Below are 17,778 nucleotides of genomic sequence, written 5' to 3' on the forward strand. Positions count from 1 at the left end.
TTCGCAACAAAACAATAATGTGTTCCATCATGGGTTGGTATTTAGTTCAATCTAGCCTTTAATTGCAAGCCTTTTTTTCAGAATATGAGATTTTCTTCACAACAACTCTAACAATTTGATTTTACACACCAAGAACGTAGAGATTCACCTGATTTTCTCTAGACTAACTTCAAAAATACTTATCATATAATATGCACAATTCTTGATAGGCTTAAGAATAGAGATAATGAAGACAAACGATCTCGAATATCTTTCATACAAAAAACAGCTAACAGTTAAACCCTGCCTGCCCCTGCTCAAGATCTTTTTTTGGACCTCTTTTTGTGTCCTTCATAACAGACTATAATCAAAGTAATTTTTACGAATAGATTTCCCTTAATCTTCACTCTTTAGAACAGAGCAAGTGAAAAATTTCACCCCTTTTCAAATTTGCCCTTGACATTTCTTTCACAAACCATTCATAACGCCTTTTAAGCTTTATGGAGAAAATGCTTTTTGGGCTTTCTTGAAAGTCCACTCCATGATATTTGTTTTTACGAATTTTCGTTCCGCAGACCCGCCTCATTTATATGAAGCGCAGCCTCCACAGTTTACCCGGAGGCCGAGGATTTCTAATCTGGAGGTCTTGCGGAAGGGCCAAGGTGTTGAAAAAAATAATTACTACAAGGAGACGTAAACATGTCTAAGCTCGTAGCCCCTCACGGTGGTAAAGGTCTTGTATGCTGCCTGCTCGAAGGAGCAGAACTCGCTGCTGAACAGAAAAAGGCAGAAGGTCTGAAGCAGATCGAAATTTCCGCCCGCGCAAAGGGTGACCTCATCATGATGGGATGTGGTGGTTTCTCTCCCCTGAACGGCTTCATGGGTAAAGCAGACTGGAAAGGCGTTTGTGAAAAATTCCTGATGGAAGACGGCACTTTCTGGCCTGTTCCGGTTACCCTCGATTCCGATGACGAAAGCGTCAAAGTCGGTGACGAGATTGCTCTCGTTAACGATGGTACCGTATACGCTACCATGCAGATCACCGAAAAATACGAAATGTCCGAAGAAGACAAGAAATGGGAATGCTACCAGGTCTTCAAAGGTGAAGGCGAAGAATCTGCTGACGATATCTTCTGGAAAACCGCACTTGAAGATCACCCCGGTGTTCAGATGGTTATGGCTCAGAAGAAGTACAACCTCGCCGGTCCCGTTAAAGTTCTTTCCGAAGGTGAATACCCCGAACAGTACAAAGGCGTTTACCTGCGTCCCGCAGAAACCCGTGCAATGTTCGACGAAAAAGGCTGGTCCACAGTTTCTGCTCTCCAGCTGCGTAACCCCATGCACCGCTCTCACGAATTCCTGGCAAAAATTTCCATCGAAGTTTGTGACGGTTGTCTGATCCACTCCCTGATCGGTAACCTCAAACCGGGCGACATTCCTGCTGACGTTCGTGTTAAAGCTATTGACACTCTCGTTGAGCACTACTTTGTTAAAGAAAACGTTATCCAGGCTGGTTACCCCCTCGATATGCGTTACGCTGGTCCTCGCGAAGGCCTTCTCCACGCTACCTTCCGTCAGAACTACGGTGTTAACCGCATGCTGATCGGTCGTGACCACGCTGGTGTTGGTGACTTCTACGGTCTGTTCGAAGCTCAGGAAATTTTCGACAAAATTCCTTACGCAACTGAAGCTTGCCCCGAACCAGGCAAAGCACTTCTTTGCGAACCCATGAAAATTGACTGGACTTTCTACTGCTACAAATGTGACGGCATGGCTTCCCTGAGAACCTGCCCCCACAACAAAGAAGAGCGCGTAATCCTTTCCGGTACCAAACTGCGTAAAGCTCTCTCTGAAGGCGCTGAAATCGTAGATCACTTCGGTCGTGACGAAGTTCTCGTACAGCTCCGTGAATACTACGAAGGCCTCACTGAAAAAGTTGAAGTCAAAATGCAGGGTGCTGCTTCCGGCGACGCCATGTAATTTAAGTAGTACCACTACTTGCTTATTCAGGGGGGAGGCGGCTAACGCCTCTCCCCTTTTTTCTTTTTTTACGGGCAGATAGGGAGTCTTTTTCATACGCAAAAGCAAGGGTTGCCCATTATTTGAATTCGCGCTATTAAATTGGACTTCTCTACATCACATTTCAGGAAACAAAAAGAATGCCCGAATATAAAAAATTTGACAGAAACGGTGCCTCCGCACCGCGCAGACAGTCCCTGCTCGACGAAATCAAAGAGCTGGACGCACGACTCCTTTCCCTCGTATCCCGCAGAAATTACCTCATGGGTAAAGCTGCTTCCAAACGGAAACAAAAAGGTTTGCCTCTTGGCGACCCGGATATGGAAAGACGAATTTTTGAAACATGGACCTCAGAAGCAGGTAATAAAAAATTTGATATTAAAACTGCCCGTCGCGTATTCGAGCAGTTGAACAACCTAGCATACGCAGCCGTTGCCAAACCGGAAAACCGCAAGCTTTCCACCTACATTCTTTCTCCTCCCCGCAAACCGGTAAACGTCACTTTTGACGGTCCCGGCTCTCTGCTGCAGTCCAAATTCTGGATTGCCCTAAGTGCGGTGTCCGGAGCTGAGAGTAGGATGGCACCCCTGTGCGTCAATGACCAGCTGACTGAACTTATCAAGGCTTTCAACCAGGCTGGCGCGCATATCTCCTGGGACGGTGATGCCGTTGAATCCCGCGCAGGAGACGGCATTGAATTTGAGGAAAAGCTAGTCTTCGCCGGTGACGACGCCATGACTATGTTCCTCACTATTGCTTTCGGACTGAAAACTGTCGGCAAATTCAAAATTGCCGGCGGCCCCATCCTTAAACAATATGATTCAAGACCTCTCGCCGAAGTCCTGTCTCCGCTTGGTGCACGACTGAACACCCTTGATCTTCAGAGTCATGGCCTGCCGGCCAGACTTGAATGCGGCGGACGCATGGCTTCTTCTATTGAAATTTCTAATGATATTCCTTCTGAATTTGTTGCCGCCCTCGCACTTGCAGCATGGACATATCCTCAGGGCCTTACAATTAAATTCCCGAAAAACTGGCACGGAATGGAACTGCTGCAGGAAGTGGTCTCGGTTCTCAAAAAATGCGCTGTTAAAGTTTCGCTTAGCGATACTGAATGCCGCATCCCCGCAACTGAGAAAATTTCCATCCCTGAGCAGCCGAAAATTGCGCTGGAGCCCGAACTTTGTGCCGCGCTGTTATCCATCCCCGCTTTCAGCGACGGGAAGGTTACCATCAACGGAAACTGGCCCAAATCCGCAGTTGCTGACGATGCGCTGCAAGCTCTTAGAACCGGCGGAGTTAATGTTAGTATTTCTGCTGAAAGCATCACCGCGACCAAAGGTGAAGCCGCAGCTGACGCATCTTTCGATTTCGGAAATGCAAACGCTCTCTTCCCTATCGGACTCGCTTTAGCGCTGAATTCGCGCTCCGAATGCAAACTGAGCAACATCGATGATGAAGTGCTCTTTGAACAGGGAATTGAACTGCTCGAACGCCTCGGCATCAGGTATGAACGTGGCGAAGACAGTCTGACTGTCATTCCCGGCAGACTCAAGTGGGATGAAGCATGGTCCGCACCGACCCCCTTCTTCGGTATCGCTCTCGGACTTCTGGCATGGATGCGCCCCGGAATATCCATAGACAACCCCGGCGATATTAATGATCTCTGGCCCCGTTATTGGACTCTCTACAACAATCTGCCTGAAATTGACGGACTCAAAGCCCCTGAGGTTAAGACAAAAGATGAATCAAAAACCAGAAGAAGAATTAAAATCGATTAGTATTCCCGAAATCGAAGTTGAAATTGAAAACTTTAAGAAGGAATTGGATCTTTGCAAGCAGCGGACTAAAACGCTGATGGCTAGTGAAAAACCTTCTGAAGAAATCTTTTTTGCAAAAGAAATATTTGAATCTCAGCAGGACAAACTGCGTCTGGAAGCAGAGATTGACATACGTCAACGAAAAATCAACCGAATGCGCCTCGGAATGGAAGGATAACTGCCCCGTCGATCATAACAGCTTTAGCGGGCACTTTATGAAATTCACGGGAATTCTACGTACAACAGAACACTTAGTTCAAATCAGCTTATTAAAAAGCGCAATCACACCGGAGGTATCATGGGTTTAAACATTACTGAAAAGATCATATCTGCTCATCTGTTAAGTGGAGAAATGGAGCCGGGCACAGAAGTCGGGCTACGAATTGATCAGACACTTACTCAGGATGCCACCGGTACGATGGCTTATCTGCAATTTGAAGCCATGGGCATTGACAAGGTGCAGACAGAACTTTCTGTAAGCTATGTCGACCACAACACCTTGCAGATGGGTTTTCGCAACCCTGATGACCACCAGTACCTGCGCACCGTCGCAGCCAAACATGGTGTAGTGTTCTCTCCCGCAGGAACCGGAATCTGTCACCAGCTGCATCTGGAGAACTTCGCTAAACCCGGTAAAACCCTGATCGGTTCCGACAGTCACACCCCCACCGCCGGTGGACTCGGCATGCTTGCCATGGGTGCGGGCGGACTTTCAGTTGCCCTGGCTATGGCAGGTCAGCCTTACTCAATCCCCATGCCGCAAGTAGTTAAGGTCGAGCTGACCGGAGCACTCACAGGCTGGGCTTCCGCGAAGGACATCATCCTTAAGCTGTTGCAGATCAAGACAGTTAAAGGCGGCGTAGGTAAAGTCTTTGAATTTGCGGGCGAAGGTGTAAAAACTCTCTCCGTACCTGAACGAGCTGTTATCACTAATATGGGTGCGGAACTGGGTGCGACCACTTCCATCTTCCCCAGTGATGACAACACCAAAACTTTCCTCAAGGCCATGGGCCGCGAAGAAGATTGGTCCGAACTGATTGCCGACGCAGACGCAACATACGCCGAAGTTGTCGAAATCAACCTTTCCGAACTTGAACCCATGGTAGCACAGCCGCATATGCCCGACCGGGTTGTTACTGTTAAGTCCCTTGCCGGACTGAAGGTCAACCAGTCCGCCATCGGCTCATGCACAAACTCTTCTTACTCCGACCTGAAGACAACAGCGCAGATCCTGCAGGGTCAGCAGTTGCCGCAAGGAGTGGACCTGATGATCTCCCCCGGCTCAAAGCAGGTTCTGAAAATGCTTGCTTCCGATGGGCTGATCGCCAACTTCCTCGATTCCGGCGCCAGACTGCTGGAATGCACCTGTGGTCCCTGTATCGGAATGGGCGGTTCTCCGACATCAGCAGGAGTCAGCGTACGTACCTTCAACCGTAACTTTGAAGGCCGCAGCGGAACTCAGGATGCGCAGGTATACCTCGCAAGTCCGCAGACTGCTGCCAAGCTTGCTCTTGCCGGTGAATTTACCGATCCCGCAACATGGGGTACTCCTCCGGCCAAAATCGATTTCCCGGATGAAGTTCCTTCCATCCGCCACCTGTTCATCTTCCCGCCTGAAAACGGTGCTGAAGTTGAAATCGTGCGCGGACCGAATATTGTTCCCCTTGAAACCTTCTCCGCCCTTCCGGATCAGATTTCCTCGGAAATCCGTCTGAAAGTCGAAGATGACATTACCACCGACCACATTCTGCCCGCAGGAGCCCAGATTACTGCTCTACGCTCTAACATCCCGGCCATCAGTGAGTATATCTTCAGCCGCGTTGATGAAGGATTTGTCGGTCGCATGAAGGCCGCCGAGAGCGGAATCATTCTTGGCGGAGAAAACTACGGTCAGGGTTCCAGTCGCGAGCATGCAGCCCTCGGCCCCCGTCATCTAGGGGTTGTAGCAGTTATTACCAAATCTCTTGCTCGTATTCACAGGGCAAATCTTATCAATTTTGGTATTCTACCCCTTGTACTCTCTGAAAAGAGTGATTACGACAAACTATCTGAAGGTAGTAAATTGACCATCGATACCACCAGCATAACCCCGGGCGGCGAAACCGTGGTCACTGCTGACGGCATCGAAATCAAGGTCAAAAACGATCTTTCAACGAAAGAACTGGATATTATTAAAGCCGGTGGACTGCTGAACTACGTCGGCAAACAATTGTAAGTGAGTTATGGCAGGAAGGCCGTGTAAGCGACCTTCCTGCCTGTTTAATAGAATAAACATTAGAAAGCAGCCCTGCTGCAAACGGAGATTGAAGAAGCCATGATGGACATTCTGCGCCAAAGTGCCCAAAGCTGGGGCATCAAAATAGCGTTCGGTATCATTATCGCAGTTTTTATTTTTGCCTTCGGCGCTGGCGGATTCAACGGCAACACCGACCCGGTAATCGCCTATGTTAATGATCAGCCGGTTCCCACTCAGGAATTCATGCAGGTTTACCGCGAAACAGCCGAAGCTATGCGGGCCCAGAATCCCAATATGGATTCAGAACAATTTCAGTCTCCTGAGTTCAAAAAAGCAGTGTTCGACCAGATGGTCAGCCAGAAACTTCTTGATGCAGCAGCCAGGAAGCTCGGTATCTCCGTTTCCAACAACGAGCTGTCATACAGCATCAGACAAATTCCAGGCTTTAATGACGATAACGGTAAATTCGACATGGACCGCTATCAGGCATTCCTGCAGAGCAGGCACATGTCCGCAGCCACTTTTGAAGATGATATTCGCAACAGTGCGCTTATCCGCAAACTGCAGGAATACATAACCCTGCCGGTTAAGCCTTCAGAAACTGAGGCTCGCAAACTTTTCGATACCGCATCTGAAAAAGTCCAAATTGACTACTACTATATTTCAGGTGCTGATTTCATCAAGAATACTAAGATCAGCGAGAAGGAAATAGAGGATTTTTATAAGGCCAATCCTGATAAATTCACTATCCCTGCACGTTCTGTGATCAAATACCTTTCCTTCACACCTGAAGCCCTTGCCATCAACGAGACTGTAAGCCCTGAAGAAATTAAAGCTTACTATGATGCTAACAAAAACGATTTTCAGCAGGAAAGCGAAGTCAATGCCCGTCACATACTGATCGCAGTAGATAAAGACGCATCGGAAAAAGATGTTGCTGCGGCTGAAAAGAAAATCAAAAAGATTTTGGCCAAAGCTAAATCCGGTCAGGATTTCGCCAAACTTGCTAAGAAATATTCCGAAGGTCCCAGCAGCACTAAAGGCGGAGAACTGGGCTGGTTCAGTCGCGGATCTATGGTCAAGCCTTTTGAAGAAGCTGCTTTCGCGCTCAAAAAAGGCGAAATCAGCGAACCTGTCCGCACCCGCTTCGGCTGGCACTTAATCAAAGTTGAAGATGTGCATGAAGCAGGTCAGAAAGAATTAGATCAGGTTAAAGATGATATCAGCAACATTATCGCTGAAGAAAAAGCTGCCGATTCCATCACCGACAAGCTCGATCATGCAATTGACATGCTTGCTTCCGGTATGAAGCTGGACAAGATATCCGAAGATCTGGGTATCGCTGTTCAAGAAAGCCAAAAAGCCACTGTTAAAAATCTTGCTCAGGCATTCGGCATGACAGAAAGTGCAGCCCAGACCATTATCAGTCTGGCATCAGGTACTTCAACCGATATGCCTGTTGCTGTCGACGGCGGTTACATTCTTGTGGAGAAAGAAAAAGATATTCCGCCGTCCTTGAGTCCGCTCAAAGACCAGAAGCAGGATATCGAGAGCTTCCTTTCACAGCAGCGGGCTATGCAGGCGGCTAAAGCCAAAGCCATGGTCATTATGAGCCAGCTGACAAACGAAAAGACTGTCGCCGGCACCCTGAAAACTATCAAAAAAGACCTTAAAACTTCTGAGCCATTCGGCCGTAACGGCTTTGTACCCAATCTGGGAATGAATCCGAAGCTGGCTCAGGCTGCTTTTGTAGCGAAAAAAGATCAGTGGCTGTCTGACGTATTTGAACTGCCCGGCGGATTTATCGTAGCCCGTTTAGACGAGCGTATTCCGCCCAAGGATGATGCATGGAAAGCACAGAAAGACAGATTTATAGATGCTATTTATCAACAGCGCGGTAATGAAGTATTCAACGCCTTCCTCACCAGCCTGCGATCCAAAGCACAGATCGAGTACGTTCGCAAAGATATCCTGAATTAATACGGACACACATTAAGATTATTAACGGGTCTGTTCTTTGTGAACAGACCCGTTTTTTTTAAATAAATTTCACCAACTGTTGTTTTCAATCATATCTTTTATCTTGCACAGTCTATTTCTAGAGAGTAACTGTTTTTTCATTAATGCCCATCATTATACGGGTAACAATTTTCAAGGATGACCAACCATGCTTAAAACTCCTAAAGGATACAAATTCACAGCCCTTGAAGGCGGATTCAAATACAGTGGCCGTGACGATTTAGCCTTAATTCTCAGCGATGTTCCTGCTGTTGCGGCTGCCGTTTTCACAAAAAATAAATTTCAAGCCGCCCCGGTTACAGTGGGCAAAGAAATCCTGGCTGAATCGCACCTTGTTCGCGGAGCCATGATCAATGCAGGACTGGCCAATGCCTGCACTGGAGCTGAAGGAATTGAGGACTGCAAGGAAAGCCTTATTCTAGCAGCCAAGTATCTCAGCATCAGTGAACGGGACCTTCTTCCCGCCTCTACAGGTGTTATCGGTCCACGCTTTAATATGGACAGATGGCGCGAAGTCGCCCCTAAATTCAAAAAAGCTCTGACTGAAAATGATCCCGTCAAAGCCGCAAAAGCCATTATGACCACAGACAAATTCCCTAAACTGGCTTGGGGCGAAATTGAATGTAACGGTCAGTCGGTCCGCATGCTCGGGATGTGCAAAGGAGCGGGCATGATCTCCCCTGATATGGCTACAATGCTCGGATTCGTCACCTGCGATGCCGAGGTCGATCCCATTTGGTGGCAGGATGCCTTACGCCGCTGCATTAATAAGAGCTTCAACTGCATCACTGTGGACGGAGATACCAGCACCAATGATACGGTTATGGCTTTTGCCAACGGAGCTTCCGGAGTAAAGGCAGACGACGATGCAACCAAGAAATCTTTAGAAGACCTGCTTCTTGATATCTGCCAGCAGCTTTCATACATGATTGTGCAGGATGCCGAAGGTGGCACCAAGGTAATGCACATAAAAGTTACAGGTGCAGCTTCCGACAAGGATGCTGAACTCATGATCCGGGCTGTAGGTAATTCACCTCTGGTTAAAACCGCCCTATTCGGTGAAGACCCGAACTGGGGCCGGATCGTCGCCGCAGCTGGACGAAGTGGAGCGGATTTCGATCCTGAAAAGCTGACTTTAAGTTTCGGAAAAATAGTGGTTTTTGAAAATGGCAAACCGGTGGAAGGCGATATGGATGCGCTGCTGGAACCGTTAATGCGCAAACAGGATGTTGAGGTGAACATAACTCTTGGTGACGGTGAAGGATCATCCCTGTTGCAGGCTTCGGATCTTACCCGCGAGTACATCAATATCAATGCGGATTATAGATCATAAATTCTCCATAACATTAGGTTTGAACCAGACATTTATATGATGAAACAACTCGCAAACCGCGATAAGATGACCAGACTTGCCGATTTTCTTTTTGAAGTAGGCATGCTGCGTAAAACCCCGCGTACCGGTTATCAGTTTCTGGGCAGTGGCTCCGAATCCGTCGCTGACCACTCTCACCGGGTATCGGTTCTAGGCTACGTACTGGCCGATATGGCCGGGGCTGATATGGCCCGCACAGTTTTTATGTGCCTGTTCCATGATCTGCATGAAGCGCGCACCGGCGACTTCAATTACGTAAACAGCATCTACAACAAAAGTGACCGGAATCAGTCATTACGCCATACCTTGAGCGGGACCGGGCTGGAAGATAAAATCTTTCCCCACTGGGAAGAACTGGAAGAAGGCGATACTCTCGAGTCAAAACTGGCTCATGATGCCGACCAGCTCGATTTTATTCTCAATCTCAAGGAAGAAAAGGATATGGGGAATCCTTATGCTGCCAAATGGCTGGAATCGGCTTTAAAGAGACTGCGCACAGAAGAAGGGCAGCAACTCGCCGATAAAATTGCTGAAACTGACCATACAGACTGGTGGTTTCTTGGGCCTCCGCCCAGCTGGTGGGAAAATAAAAAAAGTCTGGACGAAGAAGACTGACTATAAAGAATTTAAGACATTGTCCCGATCTCATGCTTAAATGCTGCCGCTGCTAACTTTTACCCCTTTTATTTTCCTGATCACTATGCTAGTTGAGCGGTTTAGGCAGATCTTCAACAAGATTAACGCATACACATTAAAAGAACAGAATCAATAAACAATGCCTCAAACTGAAAATAAAATACTCATGCCGTTCAGCATGCTGGGTAATTGCTGCATGAATCTCCTCGCCGAAACCGGGGCCATGTTCATTTTCCTGCTGGATGCCGTTGCTCATATATTCAGTTCACTGGGCATCATAACTAAAACGGTCAAGGAACTTTACTTCATCGGAGTCAAGTCCATAACCGTTATATCCTTGATCGGACTTTTTACCGGCATGGTAATAGCTCTGCAAACCTATTACGCGCTGGCAAAATTCGGATCAGAAGGCTTTTTAGGTGCTGCGGTGGCCCTTTCACTGGTCCGGGAATTAGGACCTGTGCTCACTGCGATTATGCTTACCGGACGAGCAGGCTCTTCCATGACTGCGGAAATCGGGGTCATGCGTATCTCTGAGCAGATAGACGCTCTGGAACTCATGGATATAAACCCCATGAACTATCTGGTAAGTCCTAAACTTCTGGCCTCGATCATCTCCTTTCCCATCCTGACCGCTTTTTTCGACCTGATCGGTATCGCAGGCGGTTACCTGACCGGGGTTGCCCTGCTCGGAGGAAACTCCGGGGTGTACTGGCACCGAGTGCAAACCTCTCTTGGCTGGGAAGATATTTCAGCAGGCTTCAGTAAATCCATCGTATTTGCTGTACTGGTCTGCACGGTGTGCTGTTTTCAGGGGTATTTTACTCACCACCGTAAAGACGGCAAAGGTCCCGAAGGCGTTAGCCAGGCAACGACAACCGCAGTAGTTATGTCCTGTGTGCTGGTCTTAATGGCCGACTATGTCATGACTTCTCTGCTCTTCTAGAGGGACCGGATGAATACAAAGGCACCGGATATTAAAATCAAAGACCTGACCATCGGCTATGACGGATCACCGGTGGTTTCAGATATCAACGCTACCCTTCCCGGCGGTGGTATTTCAGTTATCCTCGGGCGTTCCGGGTGCGGGAAGTCTACCCTGCTTAAAAATATTCTTAAGCTGAACGAACCTATGGGTGGAGCCGTCTTTCTCGGAAGACACAATATTTACGAGCTTAAACGTAAAGCCTTCCGCTGCCTGAAGCAGCGCATAGGAGTGCTTTTTCAGGACGGGGCCCTGCTGGGCGCCTTAAACCTGTTTGATAACGTAGCCCTGCCTTTGCGGGAACATACACGTCTCAAGCAGTCGGAAATACACGAAGTAGTTAAGGCAAAGCTCAAACTGGTCGGTCTGGAAGATTACATGGATTACTTTCCGAATGAGCTTTCAGGTGGTATGCGCAAAAGGGCAGGACTGGCTCGGGCCATGGTTATGGACCCGGACATTCTTTTTTGCGACGAGCCTACTTCCGGCCTTGATCCTATCAATTCTGCGGAATTGGATGAACTGCTGCTGGAACTTAAAGATCGGTTCGACATGACCATCGTCGTGGTCAGCCATGATCTGGCCAGCATGGAAACCATAGCTGACTACGTTGTGGTTCTAGGAGAGGGAAGCACTCTCTTTAAAGGACAAAAAAAGGATCTACTGGCTACTGATGATCCTTATCTAAGGCAATTTCTGGATCGTGAAGGCGAGAAACGGGAAAATCCCCGTTTGACCATGGCCCCGCTCGATCCTGCGGTAATGAAAATGAATTGTGCCAAATACATTGGCGATTTGAACAGCAATTAAATGCATATGGACCTCGGCATGAAAAAATATCCCAAAGAAACAGCGGTCGGAATTTTCGTCTTACTCGGTCTGCTCTTTATCGTTTATATGAGCGTCAAGCTTGGCGACGTGCGCATGTTTGCCGATGACCACTATAAAGTAACTGCCAGCTTCAACGATATCACAGGCCTGCGGGTCAATTCCCCAGTGGAAATGATGGGGGTTCCCATCGGATATGTGAGTAACATCGACCTTAATCTGGAAAAGCAAAAAGCAGTGCTTACCTTCAGTATTGAAAATCGCATTCAGCTTACCGATGACGCAATCGCATCGGTAAAAACCAGTGGTCTTATCGGGGATAAATATATTAAAATAACCCCCGGCGGAGTGGGTGACCCCATCGAACCGGGCGGAGCGATAATTGAAACCGAGTCAGCAATTGATATTGAAGACTTGATCAGTAACTATGTTTTTGGCAAGGTTTAAAAACAATTTAATTTATAAATAATCGGTTCTCAATATGAAAAGAACATTATCAATATTCATCGTCTTTCTGCTTCTTTGCAGCTTCACCGGGACATGCTTCGCAGCAGCCGAAAATTCTCCCATGATTCGTCTGCGGGCAGGCATTCAGGGTGTTATCGAAATCCTTAACAATCCTCAGTACAAAGGACACCCGGACAAGCGAAATGAACAAATCGCCCAAATACGCGAAACCATAAAAGACTTTTTCGATTTTGAAGAGCTCTCCAAACGTTCCGTGGGACGGGCTTGGCTCCAATTTTCTCCTGAAGAAAAAACACGTTTTATATCTCTTTTCACCAAACTTCTGGAACAGACCTATCTTGCCAGGATCGAAGATTATTCCGGTGAGAAAGTCGCATTTGACAAAGAGAGTATTATTAAGGGAAAATACGCTCAAGTTGAGACACGCTTACTTACCGATAAGCAGGACATCCCGGTTTTTTACCGCATGAAGCTCAAAAACGGTGAATGGAATGTTTATGATGTTAAAATTGAGGGCGTAAGCCTTGTTAAGAACTACCGGACTCAGTTTAACGGTATTCTTGACACTACCAATGACAAGACTTTCGATAAAAGTAAAAAAGACCTCTTTGACCGTCTTGAGAAAAAATGCAAAGAGCTTAACACCCCCAAAGCCGCGACCGAAGACGGCCAAAAATAACGGGAATAACCATGATTAGGAACTACTCAACTACCATCCTCGCCTTTCTGGTACTGGCAGTTATTCTGCTGACCTTTCCTTCCAAGGTCAGATCAGCGGAAAACAGTGAGCAGGCGATGGTCGCGCAGGTCGGCTCCGGTGTTATAGGTACTGTCAAAAACAATCCCGAAGAATACGCTGACGAGGAATTCAGCGAGGATATGTGGGGCGATTCCAAAACGAACGAAGAAGCCGATGCTTCTGATCCATGGCAGGGTTACAACCGTGCCATGTTCAAATTCAACGACTACATGTACTTCAATGTCATGAAGCCCGTCGCTAAAGGATATAAGTGGCTGGTGCCTCTCAGACCGCGCACATGGACCAACAACTTTTTCCAAAATATGCTTTACCCTGTGCGCTTTGCCAGTTGCGTGCTGCAGGGTAAATTCTATACCGCCGGAGCGGAGACTTCAAAATTCGTAGCCAACTCCATATTTGGACTCGGCGGACTCGGAAACGTGGTCGGCGAGGCCCAATCAACCATGCCTCTTTACCTCGGTGATGAAGACATGGGCCAGACTTTCGGAGTGTGGGGAATCCCCAACGGGCCGTACTTTGTACTTCCTCTCCTTGGGCCCTCCACCGTGCGTGATGCCGCAGGGTTCGGGATTGATACTTTTGTGCTGAACCCCTTCTGGTGGTTCGGCATTCCCTGGTACTACTCCGCCTCAGCAGGAGCATACAACCAGATCAACAAACTTTCATTCCACATCGGTGAATATGAATCGCTCAAGGAAGGCTCAATTGATCCTTACCTTGCACTCAGGGACGCTTACCTGAGCTTCAGGGCCAAGCAGGTTCATGACGCGAAGATTGATCCCCAAAAGCCCGAACCTAAAATGACCACTGACCCGGATGCGACGCCGCAGAATTAAATCCCGTGAGAATTGCAGTAATATCTGACACCCACCTCCGTGAGCCTAACAAAAGACTCACGGAGGTTTTTGATAAATATCTCGCAAACGCTGACATGCTCCTGCACTGCGGTGATATGGTCAGCTTTTCAATGTGGCAGTTTTTCTGCCAGCATCACAATTTCCATGCCGCTCTGGGCAATTGCGACGAATGGGCGCTTTCCGATTATCTAACTCCTCTGGAGTCTGTTAACTTCAAAGGCATACGCATTGGAATCGCTCACGGGTGGGGGTCACGATCACAGGTTGCGATAAACGTGGCAAATTCTTTCGGACCGGATTTTGATCTGGTCTGTTATGGCCATACCCACATCCAAGACTGGTCAATTGTAAACGGAGTGCAGATGCTTAATCCCGGCAGTCTGACATCGCCGCGCGACGATCTTCCGCCATCTGTGGCAATTGTTGAAGTGGACGACGAGCAAAACATGGAATGCTCCTTTGTGCCTGTGGATTAAAAGCTGTCCGCCCTCCCTCGCCTATCCATAGACATTTCAAACTGGACAAATTTTCGTAAAACAAAGAAACGGCCGTAACACCTCATTGGTATTACGGCCGTTTTTTTTCTCAGGACCGGTTGCCGCCATCATACGATGCCCAGTCCGGTAATATTTTCCAGCGGTAAACTGAAATGCCTAAACAAAAGGATCTTTCAGGAGCTTATACTCCCCGTCCTTTTCTGCAAGAATCCCATTACCTACCATCTCAGTCAGAAAAGTCAGGAGCTTAGCACTTTCGCCCGGCGCTAGCACCTTTCCTCCTTCAGCTTCAAGATAAGATGGTGGCAGGTATTCAGCCTTCCCCCTTCTAAAAAGTGCAACGAGAAATCGATCAGATAATTTTTTCGTACCAGCCATATGCGAATCCTCCTTAGCGTAACAACTAGTTCAGCATGAAATTGCGCACCCCGGTAAAAAAGATCTGGGCGGCAATGGACGCGACAAACAGTCCGGTCAAACGGCTCATGATATTTAAACCGCGTCTTCCCAAGAGACGTTTGAGGCTTGAGGATATAAATAACAGAATTCCTACTGTTAATACAGCGGTAACAAGCGCGGCGCAGGCCAGGACCATATCTTTGTATCCCTGAACGGATGATCCCATGACCAGCAGGGCACCGATGGTTCCCGGACCAACGACAATGGGAATGGCCAAAGGCACTACCGCAATATCATCATCGTCATTTCCTGCATCAAATTTTTTGCCCCCGCCGTTCACCATATTAAGAGCTGAAAGAAACAGAACCGCGCCGGCTCCTATCCTGAAAGCATCGAGAGTAATTCCGAACAACTCGAAAATATATCTGCCGTAAAGATACAAAATCACAGAACTGATAATGACCGCGACAGTAACTTTCACCGCGGTTTTCTTCCGTTCGATAGGTGCCATATCCTGAGTCAGGGAGAGGAATGCCGAGATGGCGAAAAACGGGGTCAGAACAAAAAACAGTTTCAAATACGTTTGAAGAAACGTTGCGAGCATGGTTTTCACTCACTTAATTTTTATTATGGGTTAAGATTCGGTTTAAGTGCCTTATTCAAAAATTGATGCCGCTCTCTACACCTCATAAATTATTCTATCAATACAAATTTACCCTCATTTTTCAATCCATAACAAGAAATATGAATCTTAGGGTGTATTTTCTTAGTATTTTACTTCCTGTCTATACCCGGCATATGTTATATAAATAGCACTTTTATATGCAACATAACAAAAGAACAGGTTTATTAGGAGACTCTTATGTTTAAAAATATGAAACTGGCAATGAAGCTGGGGCTAAGCTTCTCTCTCTTAATCGTCTTGAGTGTTGCCATGGCTTATGTCGGCTATGACGGTATGGGAGGGATCGAAAACAGGGTTGATAAAGCCGATGACGTGAACCGCATGGTACGTCTCATTCTTGAAACACGCATGAGTGAAAAAAATTACATGCTTCGCGCTGATAAAGACTACCTTAAACAGCACGCTAAGCTGATTGAAACACTTAAATCGCAGGTAAAAGCCACAAACGCGAAATTTTCACAAAAGATCAATAAGGATCAGATGACCGAACTGACCTTGGCTTTGGATAATTATAAAAACGCTTTTGATAATTATACAAAACTGGTCCAGAAGAGGACCAAAACCATGGATCTGATGCGTTCCGATGCCCGAACAACCCTTTCCGAACTTGAAAAAGTACGTTCGGACCAGAAAAAACAGCTGGAAGCCATTCTCATCGGAACAGAAACAAAAATTACAGCCGGCATTAACAGGTCAGAATTCCACAACATAGGAAATCTCTACAACGCAGGGCAACGGGAAATCAATGACAAATTGACCAAGGCCGATGACGCCAACCGGGCCATCAAATGGTTCATAACAGCCCGTAAGAACGAAAAAGAATACATTATTTCATCCGATCCCAAATATCTGGAATTAGTCAGAAGCGATATTAGCCGCATTAGTGAACTCATTAAGAATCTCGAAAAAAGATTTAAAGCTCCGGCTAATATTGCTAAGGTTAAGGATGTTTTTAATAATATAACCAGCTATTACACCAATTTTCTGACTTATACTGAGATCATGGCACAGCAGGTTGAATCTGAAAAAAACATGGTCGAAGCTGCGCGTAGAGCAGATGCGCAGTGCCGTGCTGCACGCTCGGATCAAAAAACAAAGATGCTGGCCCAGATAGAATCTTCCACGAAACTTCTTTTCATCGGCGCGTTCATTACGCTTATTCTCGGTTTGCTAACTGCAATAATTCTGACCAAAGCAATCACCGGCCCCATTCAGATGGGCGTAGACTTTGCCCAGCGCATGGCCAATGGAGATTTCACCCGTACCCTGGATGTTAACCAGAAAGACGAAGTGGGCATCCTTGCCGCAGCCTTGAACAATATGGTCAACCGCCTGTCCGGAGTAGTGGCAGAAGTCGGTAGCGCCACTTCAAACGTCGCTTCCGGCAGTGAAGAACTTTCCGCCACAGCCGAGTCCCTTTCACAAGCCTCCACAGAACAGGCCGCAAATGTGGAAGAGGTATCCTCATCAATGGAGCAGATGACAGCCAATATCCGACAAAATGCTGAAAATGCCCAGCAGACAGAAGGCATAGCCGTGCAGTCTGCGAAACAGGCTGAGGAGAGTGGAGGCGCGGTAACTCACGCAGTAGAGGCCATGAAAAATATTGCGGAAAAAATCTCCATCATTGAAGAAATTGCCCGCCAGACCAACCTGCTGGCCCTCAATGCAGCCATTGAAGCCGCTCGGGCGGGTGAACACGGCAAGGGCTTTGCTGTCGTTGCCGCGGAAGTGAGGAAACTGGCTGAGCGCAGCGGTGAAGCAGCCCGAGAAATCGGTGACCTTTCCACAAGCACCGTTGACGTTGCGGAAAAGGCCGGCGATATGTTGAACCAGTTGGTACCGGGAATCAAGCGTACAGCCGAACTGGTGCAGGAGATATCCGCAGGCAGCAGTGAACAGCTAAGTGGCGCAGAGCAGATCAACAAGGCTGTTCAGCAGCTTGATCAGGTCACCCAGCAGAATGCTTCCGCTTCCGAGGAAATGGCTTCCACTTCTGAAGAGCTTTCAAGTCAGGCTGAAGAGCTGCAGCAGACCATGGGATTCTTCCGGGTCGATAGCAACAACACCGCTCCCCGTGCCCTGCCGCCCGTATCCTCACACGTGCAGCAGGATCAGTCAGAGGTAGGGCTGGCGCTGGAAATGGATATGGATACCGCAGACAGTGATTTTGAAAAGTTTTAATTTTATACACTTCTCTAAACACATAGAGCCAAAA

Annotated in this window: 16 protein-coding genes; 14 read left to right on the forward strand and 2 right to left on the reverse strand. The window is 47.5% G+C overall.

What is annotated here, in order from left to right; genetic code table 11:
* Positions 1–678: 678 nt before the first annotated feature.
* The 13 genes from sat (at position 679) to ACKU35_RS02760 (ending at position 14,455) form a co-directional block, all read left to right on the forward strand.
* Positions 679–1,959 carry a sulfate adenylyltransferase gene (gene sat, locus ACKU35_RS02700; RefSeq protein WP_319762892.1) on the forward strand — a complete coding sequence of 427 codons (1,281 nt, stop codon included), beginning with the start codon at positions 679–681 and terminating at the stop codon, positions 1,957–1,959.
* A gap of 179 nt (positions 1,960–2,138) precedes the next feature.
* Positions 2,139–3,779, forward strand: a complete 1,641-nt coding sequence (locus ACKU35_RS02705) for a chorismate mutase (RefSeq protein WP_319762894.1) — start codon at positions 2,139–2,141, stop codon at positions 3,777–3,779.
* Positions 3,742–3,996 carry a hypothetical protein gene (locus ACKU35_RS02710; RefSeq protein ID WP_319762896.1) on the forward strand — a complete coding sequence of 85 codons (255 nt, stop codon included), beginning with the start codon at positions 3,742–3,744 and terminating at the stop codon, positions 3,994–3,996. Before ACKU35_RS02705 ends, ACKU35_RS02710 begins: the two co-directional genes overlap by 38 nt.
* Before the next feature lie 120 nt (positions 3,997–4,116).
* Entirely contained in the window at positions 4,117–6,033 is a 1,917-nt protein-coding gene (locus tag ACKU35_RS02715) for an aconitate hydratase (RefSeq protein ID WP_319762898.1), read from the forward strand.
* A 99-nt stretch (positions 6,034–6,132) separates the two neighbouring features.
* Positions 6,133–8,034, forward strand: coding sequence for a SurA N-terminal domain-containing protein (locus ACKU35_RS02720; protein ID WP_319762900.1), 1,902 nt, complete (start codon positions 6,133–6,135; stop codon positions 8,032–8,034).
* 187 nt (positions 8,035–8,221) lie between these two features.
* Complete coding sequence (argJ, locus tag ACKU35_RS02725) at positions 8,222–9,406, forward strand: bifunctional glutamate N-acetyltransferase/amino-acid acetyltransferase ArgJ (RefSeq protein ID WP_319762902.1); 1,185 nt, start codon at positions 8,222–8,224, stop codon at positions 9,404–9,406.
* Between the two features lie 36 nt (positions 9,407–9,442).
* On the forward strand, positions 9,443–10,060 hold the full coding sequence (locus tag ACKU35_RS02730; RefSeq protein ID WP_319762904.1) for an HD domain-containing protein: 618 nt from the start codon (positions 9,443–9,445) through the stop codon (positions 10,058–10,060).
* A 160-nt stretch (positions 10,061–10,220) separates the two neighbouring features.
* Positions 10,221–11,027, forward strand: coding sequence for an ABC transporter permease (locus ACKU35_RS02735; protein WP_319762906.1), 807 nt, complete (start codon positions 10,221–10,223; stop codon positions 11,025–11,027).
* A gap of 9 nt (positions 11,028–11,036) precedes the next feature.
* Entirely contained in the window at positions 11,037–11,876 is an 840-nt protein-coding gene (locus ACKU35_RS02740; protein ID WP_319762907.1) for an ATP-binding cassette domain-containing protein, read from the forward strand.
* Positions 11,877–11,894: 18 nt separating this feature from the next.
* Positions 11,895–12,341 carry an outer membrane lipid asymmetry maintenance protein MlaD gene (gene mlaD / locus ACKU35_RS02745; protein ID WP_319762908.1) on the forward strand — a complete coding sequence of 149 codons (447 nt, stop codon included), beginning with the start codon at positions 11,895–11,897 and terminating at the stop codon, positions 12,339–12,341.
* A 34-nt stretch (positions 12,342–12,375) separates the two neighbouring features.
* A complete protein-coding gene (locus ACKU35_RS02750; protein WP_319762910.1) occupies positions 12,376–13,041 on the forward strand; it encodes an ABC transporter substrate-binding protein in 666 nt (221 codons plus the stop codon).
* Positions 13,042–13,052: 11 nt separating this feature from the next.
* Complete coding sequence (locus tag ACKU35_RS02755) at positions 13,053–13,958, forward strand: VacJ family lipoprotein (RefSeq protein ID WP_319762912.1); 906 nt, start codon at positions 13,053–13,055, stop codon at positions 13,956–13,958.
* A 5-nt stretch (positions 13,959–13,963) separates the two neighbouring features.
* Positions 13,964–14,455 carry a metallophosphoesterase family protein gene (locus tag ACKU35_RS02760; RefSeq protein ID WP_319762914.1) on the forward strand — a complete coding sequence of 164 codons (492 nt, stop codon included), beginning with the start codon at positions 13,964–13,966 and terminating at the stop codon, positions 14,453–14,455.
* A 177-nt stretch (positions 14,456–14,632) separates the two neighbouring features.
* Here ACKU35_RS02760 and ACKU35_RS02765 read toward each other — a convergent pair whose 3' ends face one another.
* Positions 14,633–14,854 (reverse strand): hypothetical protein, encoded by a 222-nt coding sequence (locus ACKU35_RS02765; protein WP_319762916.1) that lies wholly within the window; start codon positions 14,852–14,854, stop codon positions 14,633–14,635.
* Between the two features lie 25 nt (positions 14,855–14,879).
* Positions 14,880–15,479, reverse strand: coding sequence for a MarC family protein (locus ACKU35_RS02770; RefSeq protein WP_319762918.1), 600 nt, complete (start codon positions 15,477–15,479; stop codon positions 14,880–14,882).
* Positions 15,480–15,737: 258 nt separating this feature from the next.
* Between ACKU35_RS02770 and ACKU35_RS02775 the strand changes: the two genes are divergently transcribed.
* On the forward strand, positions 15,738–17,744 hold the full coding sequence (locus ACKU35_RS02775; protein WP_319762920.1) for a methyl-accepting chemotaxis protein: 2,007 nt from the start codon (positions 15,738–15,740) through the stop codon (positions 17,742–17,744).
* Positions 17,745–17,778: the final 34 nt, after the last annotated feature.

The organism is Maridesulfovibrio sp. (assembly GCF_963676065.1).
Lineage (GTDB): Bacteria > Desulfobacterota > Desulfovibrionia > Desulfovibrionales > Desulfovibrionaceae > Maridesulfovibrio.